Source organism: Pseudomonas sp. GW821-FHT07F05, from assembly GCF_059418765.1.
On sequence record NZ_JBWKQL010000003.1, the window covers coordinates 615871 to 629376 of the forward strand.

The window sequence follows — 13506 nt, forward strand, 5'->3', positions numbered from 1 at the left end:
GAAAGTGTCGTTCAAAAAGCTCATACCGCTGTGGATCTACCTGCTGTTTCTGCTGGTGCCGATCTACTGGCTGATCAACATGTCGTTCAAGACCAACACCGAAATCCTCGGCGGCCTGACCCTGTTCCCACAGGACTTCACGCTGGCGAACTACAAGGTGATCTTCACCGACGAAAGCTGGTACAGCGGCTACATCAACTCGCTGTACTACGTCTGCCTGAATATGGTGATATCGCTGAGCGTCGCATTGCCTGCGGCCTACGCGTTTTCACGCTATCGTTTCCTCGGCGACAAACACCTGTTCTTCTGGCTCCTGACCAACCGGATGGCGCCACCTGCGGTTTTCCTGCTGCCATTCTTCCAGCTGTATTCGTCCATCGGCCTGTTCGACACGCACATTGCGGTAGCGTTGGCGCACTGCCTGTTCAACGTGCCGCTGGCGGTGTGGATTCTGGAAGGCTTCATGTCCGGGGTTCCCAAGGAAATTGACGAAACGGCCTACATCGACGGCTATAGCTTTCCCAAGTTCTTCGGCAAGATTTTCATCCCGCTGATTGGCTCGGGTATCGGTGTGACGGCGTTCTTCTGCTTCATGTTCTCCTGGGTCGAGTTGCTGCTGGCGCGGACGCTGACCTCGGTCAACGCCAAGCCGATCGCAGCGGTCATGACCCGCACCGTTTCGGCGTCGGGGATCGATTGGGGGGTGCTGGCAGCGGCGGGAGTGTTGACCATTCTGCCGGGCATGCTGGTTATCTGGTTCGTTCGTAATCACGTGGTCAAGGGCTTCGCTCTTGGTCGTGTCTGAGGAGTCGAAAAATGGAGTGGATGTCCTGGACCCTGCCAACTGCTATTTTCTTTGCGTCCATCGCTGCGATTCTGGTTGCGATGACGGCCTGGGAACTGCGTTCGGCGAGCATTGAGCGTCGTGGTTTTCTGCCGATTGCCACCACACGCGGAGATCGTCTGTTCATCGGCCTGCTCGGAAGTGCCTACCTGCATCTGCTGGTCATCGGCGCGACGAGCTGGGATATCTGGGTGGCCTCCGGGTTGTCCCTGGTCTGGCTGTTGGTGGTGATGCGTTGGGGTTGAGAAGGTTTAAGCGAAGGTTGAAACGCGGGATCACATAAGAATCAACACAAGAGGTGTCTATGTTCAATAAGAAAAACAAGCTGCGACATAGTGTGACGGTAGCGACGATGGTAATGCTCAGTGGCTTGAGCGTGTCGGCCTGGGCTGATCAGTACGAGGATGCGGCCAAGAAGTGGGCCGACAGCGAGTTCAAGCCGAGCACGCTCTCCGATGCCGAGAAGCTCAAGGAACTGGAGTGGTTCATCAAGGCCGCCGAGCCGTTCCGCGGCATGGACATCAAGGTGGTTTCCGAAACCTTGACCACCCATGAATATGAATCCAAAACCCTGGCCAAGGCGTTCACCGAAATCACCGGCATCAAGGTCACCCACGACCTGCTGCAGGAAGGCGACGTGATCGAGAAGCTGCAGACCGCCATGCAGTCTAACCAGAGTATCTATGACGGCTGGGTCAACGACTCCGACCTGATCGGTACGCACTTCCGCTACGGCAAGGCGATGTCTCTGACAGACCTGATGGCCAGCCCGGAAGGGGCGAAAGTCACTTCTCCGACGCTCGACCTGAAGGACTTCATCGGTACCTCGTTCACCACGTCGCCTGAAGTCAAAGACGCGTCCGGCAAAGTCATCACGCCGGCCAAGCTGTATCAACTGCCTGATCAACAGTTCGCCAACCTGTACTGGTTCCGCGCCGACTGGTTCGAGCGTCCTGACCTGAAAGAGAAATTCAAGGCCAAATACGGCTACGAGCTGGGCGTTCCGGTGAACTGGTCCGCGTATGAAGACATCGCCAAGTTCTTCAGCGAAGACGTCAAAGAGCTCGACGGCAAGAAAGTCTACGGCCATATGGACTACGGCAAGAAAGACCCGTCCCTGGGCTGGCGCTTCACCGATGCCTGGTTCTCCATGGCCGGCAGCGGCGACAAAGGTTTGCCGAATGGTCTGCCGGTCGACGAGTGGGGCATTCGCGTAGAAGACTGCCACCCGGTCGGTTCGAGCATCACCCGTGGCGGCGACACCAACGGCCCGGCCGCTGTGTACGCCACTCAGAAGTACATCGACTGGCTCAAGGCCTACGCGCCGCCTGAAGCGGCGGGCATGACGTTCTCCGAGTCCGGCCCGGTGCCGTCCCAGGGTAACGTCGCTCAGCAGATCTTCTGGTACACCGCTTTCACCGCTGATATGACCAAGCCGGGTCTGCCGGTCATGAACGCCGATGGCACGCCGAAATGGCGGATGGCGCCATCGCCAAAAGGTCCTTACTGGAAAGAGGGCATGAAGCTGGGTTATCAGGACGTGGGCTCCTGGACCTTCCTCAAGTCCACCGAAGAGAAGAAACGCCTGGCCGCCTGGCTCTACGCGCAGTTCGTGACGTCGAAGTCCGTCTCGCTGAAGAAAACCATCGTGGGCCTGACGCCGATTCGCGAATCGGACATCAACTCCAAAGAGATGACCGCCCTGGCACCGAAACTCGGTGGTCTGGTCGAGTTCTATCGCAGCCCGGCCCGCGTGCAATGGTCGCCAACCGGCACCAACGTTCCGGATTATCCGAAGCTGGCGCAGCTGTGGTGGAGTCATGTGGCTGAAGCCGTTACCGGCGAGAAAACCGCGCAGGCGGCCCTCGACGGTCTGGCCAAGGATCAGGATGCAATCATGACCCGCATCGAGCGCTCCAAGGTTCAGGAACCAAGCGGTTGCGCGCCGAAGATGAACCCGGAAACCTCGGCCGAAGAGTGGTACACCAAGGCCGAGAAGAGCAACGGTGCATTCCTCGCACCCCAACGCAAACTGGCCAACGAGAAACCGAAGGGCGAAACCATCGCTTACTCGGACCTCTTGAAGAGCTGGGAAGCCGCGAAGAAGTAACTTGCACGCTTCTACGTTCTGCGCATAAAAAAACGGCACCCTCGGGTGCCGTTTTTCATGTGCGCGCTTTGGCACTCGGGGCTTGGGAAATCAGCCGTGAAGCGTCTCAGCCGCATACAGCGTGTTTTCCAGCAGGCAGGCGCGGGTCATCGGGCCAACGCCGCCTGGTACCGGCGTGATCCAGCCGGCGCGGGGCAGGGCGGTTTCGTACACCACATCGCCCACCAGCTTGCCGTCATCCTGACGGTTGATGCCCACGTCGATGACGATCGCGCCTTCCTTGATCCACTCGCCCTTGACCAGGCCCGGCTTGCCCGCTGCCACGACCACCAGATCGGCACGACCCACGTGTCCGGCCAGATCCTGGGTGAAACGATGGGTCACGGTCACGGTGCAGCCCGCCAGCAGCAGCTCCATCGCCATCGGACGACCGACGATGTTGGACGCGCCCACCACGACAGCGTCCTTGCCATACAGATCGACACCGGTGCTTTCAAGCAGGGTCATGATGCCCTTGGGCGTGCACGGGCGCAGCAGCGGAATGCGCTGGGCCAGCCGGCCTACGTTGTAGGGATGGAAGCCATCGACGTCTTTATCCGGGCGGATGCGCTCCAGCAGGCTGGAGGATTCCAGATGCTCGGGCAGCGGCAGTTGCAGCAGGATGCCGTCGATGGCCGGGTCGTCGTTGAGACGATCGATCAGATCGGTCAGTTCGGTCTGGGTGGTTTCACTGGGCAGGTCATAGGCCTGGGAGATGAAGCCGACCTCTTCGCAGTCTTTGCGTTTGTGCGAGACGTAAACCTGAGAGGCGGGGTCGCTGCCGACCAGGATCACCGCGAGGCCGGGCGTGCGCAGGCCTTGCTCGCGACGCTGGGCGACTCGTTGGGCGATCTGCTGGCGCAGGTTGGCTGCGATCGCTTTGCCGTCTATTAGTTTTGCAGTCATTACGCGTGATTAACCATCGGAAGGGGAGGGAAAAAGAGCGCGCATTCTCGCATGACCTGACGCAAGGGCAAAGACGGTTGGTCCGCTTAATAAGCTAAGCCCTTTAATTAACTGAATTTTTTAGAAAAAAGTGTTGACGACCTTTTGGACCGTCTATAAGATTCGTCGCACTTGTCGGGCACAACCCCACACAGGATAAGCCGGAAGCGGCGGATCAAGTCGAAAGGTTGAATAAGTCAGGTAGAGTTAAGATCGGCTCAGCGTGATTGAAAGCTCTTAATTTGCAGTCTAACGAAGGCAAATGAAATAAGTGCCCGTAGCTCAGCTGGATAGAGCATCCGCCTTCTAAGCGGATGGTCGCAGGTTCGAGTCCTGCCGGGTGCGCCATTAGGCAGCTTTGGCACAAGTAGCATTCAGTTTGAATGCGTCGGTTACAACGCAATATGGTGGGCGTAGCTCAGTTGGTAGAGCACGGGATTGTGACTCCCGTTGTCGAGGGTTCGATCCCCTTCGTCCACCCCATATTCGAAAAGGCGCCAGATTCATAATCTGGCGCCTTTGCTTTAAGCGCTTCAAACGCGGATGTGGTGGAATTGGTAGACACACTGGATTTAGGTTCCAGCGCCGAAAGGTGTGAGAGTTCGAGTCTCTCCGTCCGCACCAGTTAAAGCTCTCGCAACACCTGGGGTGTTGAGGGATGAAAGAAAGCCGCCTTGTGCGGCTTTTTTTGTTTCAGCGTACTGCGTTTTAACGCAGTGCGAGCTTGATGGGCCCATGACACAGGGCTTGTCCGGTGTGCTTCCAGGGACTGGATCATGTTTCGGTCGTCCTTTTGCTTCCTTTATATAGGGGCGTATCAGGTGCGTTCCAGACACCTCCCGCAGGCTGAAACAGTCGTCTGTGATTCCCGGGCTGCATGCCACTTTATTTACCCTTGTTCAGTAGGGTGACTTCTTGAGTTTGACCCACTAGAATGCTTGCCCTTGATTCTGGGGTCGGAAACGGCCGGCTAACGTCTGTGCAACGAGGAATATCCATGCAAGTTTCTGTTGAAAACACTTCCGCTCTCGAGCGCCGCATGACCATTGGCGTGCCCGCTGAGCGCATCGAGACTGAAGTCAACAAGCGTCTGCAGCAGACCGCACGTAAAGCCAAGATCCCGGGCTTCCGCCCAGGCAAAGTGCCTATGAGCGTGATCCGCCAGCGTTACGAAGACGGTGCTCGTCAGGAAGCACTGGGCGACCTGATCCAGGCGACCTTCTACGAAGCCGTCGTCGAGCAAAAGCTGAACCCGGCTGGCGCACCTTCCGTCGAGCCAAAGACCTTCGAAAAGGGCAAGGACCTCGAGTACATCGCTACTTTCGAAGTGTTCCCTGAATTCACCGTTGCCGGTTTCGACTCTATTTCCGTCGAGCGTCTGTCGGCTGACGTCGCTGATTCCGATCTGGACAACATGCTGGAAATCCTGCGCAAGCAGAATGTCAGCTTCGAAGTCGTTGATCGTGCGGCACAAAACGAAGACCAGTTGAACATCGACTTCGTCGGCAAGATCGACGGTGAAGCATTCGCTGGCGGTTCGGCCACCGGTACTCAGCTGGTGCTGGGTTCGGGTCGCATGATCCCGGGCTTCGAAGACGGTCTGGTCGGCGCCAAAGCCGGTGAAGAGAGCGTTCTGAACCTGACCTTCCCTGAGGATTATCAGAATCTTGAACTGGCCGGCAAAACCTCCGAGTTCACCGTCACGGTCAACACCGTGTCGGCACCGACCCTGCCTGAGCTGAACGAAACGTTCTTCAAGCAGTTCGGCATCAAGGAAACCAACCTCGAAGGCTTCCGCACCGAAGTTCGCAAGAACATGGAGCGCGAGCTGCGTCAGGCCATCAAGTCCAAGGTCAAGAATCAGGTAATGGACGGTCTGCTGGCCGCCAACCCGATCGAAGTGCCTAAAGCGCTGCTGGAAAACGAAGTGAACCGTCTGCGCGTTCAGGCTGTTCAGCAGTTCGGCGGCAACATCAAGCCTGACCAGCTGCCGGCAGAGCTGTTCGAGGAGCAGGCCAAGCGCCGCGTCGAACTGGGTCTGATCGTGGCTGAAGTCGTCAAGCAATTCGACCTCAAGCCTGACGACACCCGCGTTCGCGAGCTGATCCAGGAAATGGCTTCCGCTTACCAGGAGCCAGAGCAGGTTGTGGCCTGGTACTACAAGAACGAACAGCAAATGAACGAAGTTCGTTCGGTTGTGCTGGAAGAACAAGTTGTGGATACTGTTTTGCAGAAAGCGAGCGTGACCGACAAAGCGGTCTCGTACGAAGAGGCAGTCAAGCCGGTTGAAGCTCCACAAGCCGACTGATTTCCTTCTCTCGTTCGAAAACACCATAAGCCAGCCTTCGCGCTGGCTTATGCGTATTCAAGACATGACTATTTGGGAGTGAATGCGAGACATGTCCCGCAATTCTTATATTCAGCAGAACTCTGACATCCAGGCCGCTGGCGGCCTGGTCCCGATGGTTATCGAGCAGTCCGCCCGTGGCGAGCGCGCCTATGACATCTACTCCCGCCTGCTCAAGGAACGCGTCATTTTCCTGGTCGGTCCGGTTGAAGATTACATGGCCAACCTCATCTCGGCGCAGCTGCTGTTCCTTGAAGCGGAAAACCCGGACAAGGACATCCATCTTTACATCAACTCCCCAGGCGGTTCGGTGACTGCGGGCATGGCGATCTACGACACCATGCAGTTCATCAAGCCGGACGTTTCCACGACCGTCATGGGTCAGGCGTGCAGCATGGGCGCTTTCCTTTTGGCCGGTGGTGCCAAGGGCAAGCGTTTCGCACTGCCGAACTCCCGCGTCATGATTCACCAGCCGTTGGGCGGTTTTCAGGGCCAGGCGTCGGACATTGATATCCACGCGAAGGAAATCCTGTTCATCCGTCAACGTCTGAACGAACTGCTGGCGCACCACACCGGCCAGACGCTGGAAGCGATCGAGCGCGACACCAACCGCGACAACTTCATGAGCGCCGAACGCGCTGCTGAATACGGTTTGGTGGACTCGGTGATCGACCGGCGTCAAATGACCAAATGATTGCGTGAAGGGCAATAATCCCGGGCGGTTGATACATCCGTGCCGCCTGTGGACTTGAAAAATCGAGCAATTGCCCTCATCTTGTGTTGTAAGCCTACCGGATTGGATCGATCGAATGACTGACACCCGCAACGGCGAGGACAACGGCAAACTGCTTTATTGCTCCTTCTGCGGCAAAAGCCAGCATGAAGTGCGCAAGTTGATTGCCGGCCCCTCGGTATTTGTTTGTGACGAGTGCGTCGACCTGTGCAACGACATCATCCGCGAGGAGGTGCAGGAAGCACAGGCCGAGAGCAGCGCGCATAAACTGCCATCGCCTAAAGAAATCAGCGGCATCCTTGACCAGTACGTCATTGGTCAGGAACGTGCCAAAAAGGTTCTCGCAGTAGCGGTGTACAACCACTACAAGCGGCTGAACCAGCGCGACAAGAAAAACGACGACGTTGAACTGGGCAAGAGCAACATCCTGCTGATCGGCCCGACGGGCTCCGGCAAGACTTTGCTGGCGGAGACGCTCGCTCGTTTGCTCAACGTTCCGTTCACCATTGCCGATGCCACCACCCTGACCGAAGCCGGTTATGTGGGTGAGGACGTCGAGAACATCATTCAAAAGCTGTTGCAGAAGTGCGATTACGATGTCGAGAAGGCCCAGATGGGCATCGTCTACATCGACGAAATCGACAAGATTTCGCGCAAGTCCGACAATCCTTCCATCACCCGTGATGTGTCGGGCGAAGGCGTGCAGCAAGCCTTGCTGAAGCTGATTGAAGGCACCGTGGCTTCCGTTCCGCCTCAAGGTGGTCGCAAGCACCCACAGCAGGAATTCCTGCAGGTTGACACGCGCAATATCCTCTTCATCTGCGGCGGTGCGTTCTCTGGCCTGGAAAAGGTCATCCAGAATCGCTCCACCAAAGGCGGCATCGGCTTTAACGCCGAAGTACGCAGCAAGGAAGAGGGCAAGAAGGTCGGCGAATCCCTGCGTGAAGTCGAGCCTGACGATCTGGTCAAGTTCGGTCTGATCCCGGAGTTCGTGGGTCGTCTGCCTGTTCTGGCGACGCTGGACGAGCTGGACGAAGCTGCTCTGATGCAGATTCTGACCGAGCCGAAGAACGCGCTGACCAAGCAATACGGCAAGCTGTTCGAGATGGAAGGCGTGGACCTTGAGTTCCGCCCGGATGCGCTGAAATCGGTTGCCCGTCGTGCGCTTGAGCGCAAGACCGGTGCTCGCGGTCTGCGCTCCATCCTCGAGGGCGTTCTGCTCGACACCATGTACGAGATCCCGTCGCAGTCCGACGTGAGCAAGGTGGTGATCGACGAGAGCGTGATCGAGGGCACCTCCAAGCCGCTGTTGATTTATGAAAACAGCGAGCCACCTGCCAAGGCGGCACCCGACGCGTAGCCTGCTGGCAACGCACAGGGCGACTGGAAACGAAAAGGGCCCTCGGGCCCTTTTCGCGTTTCCTTCAACGCCGGTCTGCGTTTCCGAGTCCTTTCGCTTTAACTCAAGCCGGCGCTTGTTTTTTTAAGGTTCAACCCCCATCTTGATTTTCAGCTTATTTATATCTGTCCATGGCCTGAAGGCCGCCGTAGAGGCGAAATCATGAAGACGACCATTGAACTGCCTCTCTTGCCACTGCGCGATGTTGTGGTTTACCCGCATATGGTTATCCCGCTGTTCGTGGGGCGCGAGAAGTCGATCGAGGCCCTGGAAGCGGCGATGTCCGGCGACAAGCAGATCCTGCTGCTTGCGCAACGAAACCCGGCCGATGACGATCCCGGTGAAGAGGCGCTGTACAACGTTGGCACCGTTGCCACCGTGCTGCAGTTGCTGAAGCTGCCGGACGGCACTGTGAAGGTTCTGGTCGAAGGCGAGCAGCGTGGCTCGGTCGAGCGCTTCATTGAGGTGGACGGCCACTGCCGCGCCGAGGTTGCGCTGATCGATGAGGTCGACGCGCCGGATCGTGAATCCGAAGTCTTCGTTCGCAGCCTGCTGGCTCAGTTCGAACAATACGTGCAGCTGGGCAAAAAAGTCCCGGCCGAAGTGCTTTCCTCCCTCAACAGCATTGATGAGCCGGGTCGTCTGGTCGACACCATGGCTGCCCACATGGCGCTGAAGATCGAGCAGAAGCAGGAAATTCTCGAAATCATTGACCTGTCGGCCCGTGTTGAGCACGTGCTGGCGTTGCTGGATGCCGAAATCGACTTGCTGCAGGTCGAGAAGCGCATCCGCGGTCGCGTGAAAAAGCAGATGGAGCGCAGTCAGCGCGAGTACTACCTGAATGAGCAGATGAAGGCCATTCAGAAGGAGCTCGGAGACAGCGAGGAAGGCCATAACGAAATCGAGGAGCTGAAAAAGCGCATCGATGCCGCCGGCCTGCCCAAAGACGCGATGACCAAGGCCACCGCCGAGCTGAACAAGCTCAAGCAGATGTCGCCGATGTCTGCCGAGGCCACCGTCGTTCGCTCCTACATCGACTGGCTGGTCCAGGTACCGTGGAAGGCACAGAGCAAGGTCCGTCTGGACCTCGCCCGCGCGGAAGACATCCTCGACGCCGACCACTATGGTCTGGACGAAGTCAAAGAGCGGATCCTCGAATACCTCGCCGTTCAAAAGCGCGTGAAGAAAATTCGTGGCCCGGTGCTGTGCCTGGTCGGTCCTCCTGGTGTGGGTAAAACCTCGCTGGCCGAGTCGATTGCCCACGCGACCAACCGCAAGTTCGTCCGCATGGCCCTTGGCGGCGTGCGCGATGAAGCTGAGATTCGCGGTCACCGTCGTACCTACATCGGTTCGATGCCAGGTCGTCTGATCCAGAAAATGACCAAGGTCGGTGTGCGTAACCCGCTGTTCCTGCTCGATGAAATCGACAAGATGGGCAGCGACATGCGCGGTGACCCGGCGTCGGCGTTGCTGGAAGTGCTCGACCCCGAGCAGAACCACAACTTCAACGACCATTACCTGGAAGTCGATTACGACCTGTCCGACGTGATGTTCCTGTGCACCGCCAACTCGATGAACATTCCGCCGGCGCTGCTCGACCGTATGGAAGTCATTCGTCTGCCCGGCTACACCGAAGACGAGAAGATCAACATCGCGACCAAGTACCTCTCGCCCAAGCAGATTGCTGCCAACGGCTTGAAGAAAGGCGAGATCGAGTTCGAAGTCGAGGCGATTCGCGACATCATCCGGTATTACACCCGTGAAGCCGGCGTGCGTAGCCTCGAACGTCAAATCGCCAAGGTATGCCGCAAGGCGGTCAAGGAACACGCTCACGAGAAGCGTTTTTCCGTGACCGTGACAGCGGACATGCTCGAGAACTTCCTGGGCGTGCGCAAATTCCGTTATGGCCTGGCCGAGCAGCAGGACCAGGTGGGTCAGGTGACCGGTCTGGCGTGGACGCAGGTCGGCGGCGAGCTGCTGACCATCGAAGCGGCAGTTGTTCCGGGCAAGGGTCAATTGATCAAGACCGGTTCGCTGGGTGATGTGATGGTGGAGTCGATCACTGCCGCGCTGACCGTTGTGCGTAGCCGTGCGAAAAGCTTGGGCATCCCTCTGGACTTCCATGAGAAGCGCGACACGCATATCCATATGCCGGAGGGGGCGACGCCAAAAGACGGCCCGAGCGCAGGCGTAGGCATGTGCACGGCGCTGGTGTCGGCACTGACGGGGATTCCGGTCCGCGCCGACGTGGCCATGACGGGTGAAATCACCCTGCGCGGACAGGTACTGGCTATCGGTGGTCTCAAGGAGAAATTGTTGGCCGCTCACCGTGGTGGCATCAAGACAGTGATCATCCCCGAAGAGAACGTGCGAGATCTCAAAGAGATCCCGGACAACATCAAGGCCGACCTGCAGATCAAACCGGTTAAATGGATTGACGAGGTCCTTCAAATTGCGCTGCAATACGCGCCGGAGCCCTTGCCGGACGTGGCTCCCGAGATGGTTGCCAAGGATGAAAAGCGCGAGTCTGACGCCAAGGAGAGGATCAGCACGCATTAGTCTGGGAGGCCTTCCTTGACAGGTTTTTGGAGCCCTTGCTATAAAGCGGCTCTTCAAGCCTGTTCAGGCCGCTCAGTGTTCGTTTGGTTACACCAAAAAAAACTTAGAAATACTCAAATATATAAGGGGACTTAGAGTGAACAAGTCGGAACTGATTGATGCCATCGCCGCATCCGCTGACATCCCGAAAGCTGCTGCTGGCCGTGCGCTGGACGCTGTAATCGAATCCGTCACTGGCGCTCTCAAGGCTGGCGACTCTGTTGTACTGGTAGGCTTCGGCACTTTCTCCGTCACTGATCGTCCTGCCCGTACCGGCCGTAACCCTCAGACCGGTAAAACCCTGGAAATTCCAGCGGCCAAGAAACCAGGCTTCAAAGCCGGTAAAGCTCTGAAAGAAGCCGTCAACTAAGTTTCTTTTTACTTTGCCCGCCCAGGACAGCGTTATCTCTGTTCGGGGCGTGAAGCGGCAAGTGCGGTTGCTCAAGCGCTGGACTGTCACTCGGGGAACGCACATCGAACCCCGTCCGCTTTGCAAGTTACGAGAAGGCGCATCCTCGGATGCGCCTTTCTTCTATCCGGATTCAACCCACGCTCCGCGTTACCGTGTGCAGCAGCCTGGTGAGTCGAGTACAACCCTCTGGGGGATACATGCTGCAGAATATCAGGGACAATTCACAGGGATGGATTGCCAAAACCATCATCGGGGTCATCATCGCTCTGATGGCCCTGACCGGGTTCGATGCCATTTTCCGGGCCACCAGCCACTCGCAGGATGCTGCGAAGGTCAATGGCGAGGAAGTCACCCAGGCAGAACTGGGTCAAGCGGTTGAAATGCAACGCCGCCAGCTGATGCAACAGCTGGGCAAGGATTTCGACCCTGCAATGCTCAACGAAAAGATGCTGCGTGATTCGGCCCTCAAAGGCTTGATCGACCGCAAGCTGTTGTTGCAGGGCGCCGCTGATTCGAAGTTCGGTTTCTCCGAAGCCGCGCTGGATCAACAGATGTTGCTGACCCCTGAATTTCAGGTCGACGGTAAATTCAGCGCTGATCGCTTCGATCAGGTCATTCGCCAGCTCGGTTATTCCCGTCTGCAGTTCCGCCAGATTCTGGGTCAGGAAATGCTGATCGGCCAGATTCGTGCCGGTATCGGCGGCAGTGCGTTCGTCACTGATGCCCAGGTCGACGCCTTCGCCCGCCTCGAAAAGCAGACCCGCGATTTCGCCACCCTGACGTTGCCGGCCGATCCGACCAGCGCGAAAGTCACCGACGACGAGGTCAAGGCGCACTACGATCAGCACGCGAAAGAGTTTTTGAGTCCTGAGCAAGTGGTGCTCGACTACATCGAACTGAAGAAGTCTTCGTTCTTCGACAAGGTGTCGGTGAAGGATGAAGACCTGCAGGCGGCTTATCAGAAAGAGATCGCCAACCTGGCCGAGCAGCGCCGCGCTGCGCACATCCTGATCGAAGTCAACGACAAGACCACGGACGCTCAGGCCAAAGCCAAGATTGAAGAAATCCAGCAGCGCGCGGCCAAAGGTGAAGATTTTGCTGCGCTTGCCAAGGAGTTCTCTCAGGATCCGGGCTCGTCGACCAAGGGCGGTGACTTGGGCTACGCCGGCAAGGGTGTCTATGACCCGGCCTTTGAAGACGCGCTGTACGCGTTGAACAAGGGTCAGGTCTCCGCGCCTGTTCGCAGTCAGTTCGGCTGGCACTTGATCAAGCTGCTGGGCGTTGAAGCGCCGTCGGTACCGACGTTCGCCAGCCTGAAGGAGAAGCTGACCCACGAGCTGAAGTCTCAGCAGGTCGAGCAGAAGTTCGTCGATGCGAGCAAGAAGCTGGAAGATGCGGCGTTCGAAGCGTCCGATCTGTCTCAGCCGGCTCAGGACCTGGGTCTGAAAGTGCAGACGACTGCGCCGTTCGGTCGTGAGGGTGGCGAAGGCATTGCAGCCAACCGTGCGGTGATTCAGGCGGCTTTCAGCCCGGAAGTGATGGAAGAGGGTTCCAACAGTTCTGCACTGGAGCTGGATCCTGAGACTGTGGTGGTGGTGCATGTCAAAGAGCACCGTCAGCCTGAGCAACTGCCACTGGAAGCGGTGTCGGCGCCGATTCGCGCGCAACTGGCGAAAGAACATGCCAGCGATGCGGTGAAGGCCAAGGGCGAGGCGCTGCTGGCAGGCCTGCGTGACGGCAAGGTGCCGTATGCGGCGACCAAGCAGGAAGGTCAGAGCTGGAAGGTCGTGGAAGCGGCCTCACGCAGCCAGGAGGGTGTTGATCCTCAGGTGCTGCAGTCGGTGTTCCGTATGCCTAAGCCTGAAGGCAAGGACAAGCCGGTTTATGGCAGCCTGACGGCGGCGGATGGCAGCTTTGTGATTGTGCGTCTGAACGGCGTGAATCAAGCGGCTCCGGCGTCGGATGAGGAGAAGAGCCAGTACCGTCGTTTCCTGTCATCCCGTGAGGGGCAGCAGGATTTCGCGGCCTACCGTAAGCAGTTGGAAGCGGCGGCGAAGATCGAGAAGTATTGATCGACGC

At 57.8% G+C, this 13506-nt stretch carries 10 protein-coding genes and 3 tRNA genes; 12 read left to right on the top strand and 1 reads right to left on the bottom strand.

Annotated elements, in window-relative coordinates; all coding sequences use genetic code 11:
* Window positions 1–4: 4 nt before the first annotated feature.
* From AC07RO_RS10550 to AC07RO_RS10560, 3 genes are read left to right on the top strand one after another with little or no spacing between them, the layout of a single operon-like run.
* On the top strand, window positions 5–805 hold the full coding sequence (locus AC07RO_RS10550; protein ID WP_122537834.1) for a carbohydrate ABC transporter permease: 801 nt from the start codon (window positions 5–7) through the stop codon (window positions 803–805).
* An 11-nt stretch (window positions 806–816) separates the two neighbouring features.
* On the top strand, window positions 817–1089 hold the full coding sequence (locus AC07RO_RS10555; protein ID WP_065986436.1) for a DUF2160 domain-containing protein: 273 nt from the start codon (window positions 817–819) through the stop codon (window positions 1087–1089).
* 59 nt (window positions 1090–1148) lie between these two features.
* The gene (locus AC07RO_RS10560; protein WP_192174105.1) at window positions 1149–2954 is read left to right on the top strand and encodes an ABC transporter substrate-binding protein; all 1806 of its coding nucleotides are present in this window, start codon (window positions 1149–1151) and stop codon (window positions 2952–2954) included.
* Window positions 2955–3044: 90 nt separating this feature from the next.
* Here the strand turns inward: AC07RO_RS10560 and folD are convergent, their stop codons facing one another.
* Window positions 3045–3899: a bifunctional methylenetetrahydrofolate dehydrogenase/methenyltetrahydrofolate cyclohydrolase FolD gene (gene folD / locus AC07RO_RS10565; RefSeq protein WP_133776580.1), complete on the bottom strand. Its 855-nt coding sequence runs from the start codon at window positions 3897–3899 to the stop codon at window positions 3045–3047.
* Between the two features lie 310 nt (window positions 3900–4209).
* Between folD and AC07RO_RS10570 the strand changes: the two genes are divergently transcribed.
* From AC07RO_RS10570 to AC07RO_RS10610, 9 genes are all read left to right on the top strand, one after another.
* Window positions 4210–4286, top strand: a tRNA-Arg gene (locus AC07RO_RS10570).
* Between the two features lie 59 nt (window positions 4287–4345).
* A tRNA-His gene (locus AC07RO_RS10575) sits at window positions 4346–4421 on the top strand.
* A 56-nt stretch (window positions 4422–4477) separates the two neighbouring features.
* Window positions 4478–4562 (top strand) — tRNA-Leu (locus AC07RO_RS10580).
* Window positions 4563–4935: 373 nt separating this feature from the next.
* A complete protein-coding gene (gene tig / locus AC07RO_RS10585) occupies window positions 4936–6246 on the top strand; it encodes a trigger factor (RefSeq protein WP_495085965.1) in 1311 nt (436 codons plus the stop codon).
* Window positions 6247–6337: 91 nt separating this feature from the next.
* The gene (gene clpP / locus AC07RO_RS10590) at window positions 6338–6979 is read left to right on the top strand and encodes an ATP-dependent Clp endopeptidase proteolytic subunit ClpP (RefSeq protein ID WP_122537614.1); all 642 of its coding nucleotides are present in this window, start codon (window positions 6338–6340) and stop codon (window positions 6977–6979) included.
* 115 nt (window positions 6980–7094) lie between these two features.
* On the top strand, window positions 7095–8378 hold the full coding sequence (clpX, locus tag AC07RO_RS10595; protein ID WP_037013640.1) for an ATP-dependent Clp protease ATP-binding subunit ClpX: 1284 nt from the start codon (window positions 7095–7097) through the stop codon (window positions 8376–8378).
* A gap of 201 nt (window positions 8379–8579) precedes the next feature.
* Window positions 8580–10976, top strand: coding sequence for an endopeptidase La (gene lon, locus AC07RO_RS10600; RefSeq protein WP_192174103.1), 2397 nt, complete (start codon window positions 8580–8582; stop codon window positions 10974–10976).
* A gap of 121 nt (window positions 10977–11097) precedes the next feature.
* The gene (locus AC07RO_RS10605) at window positions 11098–11385 is read left to right on the top strand and encodes an HU family DNA-binding protein (protein WP_272631174.1); all 288 of its coding nucleotides are present in this window, start codon (window positions 11098–11100) and stop codon (window positions 11383–11385) included.
* 239 nt (window positions 11386–11624) lie between these two features.
* Window positions 11625–13499 (top strand): SurA N-terminal domain-containing protein, encoded by a 1875-nt coding sequence (locus AC07RO_RS10610; RefSeq protein ID WP_495085966.1) that lies wholly within the window; start codon window positions 11625–11627, stop codon window positions 13497–13499.
* Window positions 13500–13506: the final 7 nt, after the last annotated feature.

Excerpts from the sequence above, each read along its gene's own strand:
- tig (WP_495085965.1), top strand. The coding sequence starts at position 4,936 with ATGCAAGTTTCTGTTGAAAACACTTCCGCTCTCGAGCGCCGCATGACC.
- AC07RO_RS10560 (WP_192174105.1), top strand. The coding sequence starts at position 1,149 with ATGTTCAATAAGAAAAACAAGCTGCGACATAGTGTGACGGTAGCGACG.
- lon (WP_192174103.1), top strand. The coding sequence starts at position 8,580 with ATGAAGACGACCATTGAACTGCCTCTCTTGCCACTGCGCGATGTTGTG.
- folD (WP_133776580.1), bottom strand. The coding sequence starts at position 3,899 with ATGACTGCAAAACTAATAGACGGCAAAGCGATCGCAGCCAACCTGCGC.
- AC07RO_RS10555 (WP_065986436.1), top strand. The coding sequence starts at position 817 with ATGGAGTGGATGTCCTGGACCCTGCCAACTGCTATTTTCTTTGCGTCC.
- AC07RO_RS10610 (WP_495085966.1), top strand. The coding sequence starts at position 11,625 with ATGCTGCAGAATATCAGGGACAATTCACAGGGATGGATTGCCAAAACC.
- clpX (WP_037013640.1), top strand. The coding sequence starts at position 7,095 with ATGACTGACACCCGCAACGGCGAGGACAACGGCAAACTGCTTTATTGC.
- clpP (WP_122537614.1), top strand. The coding sequence starts at position 6,338 with ATGTCCCGCAATTCTTATATTCAGCAGAACTCTGACATCCAGGCCGCT.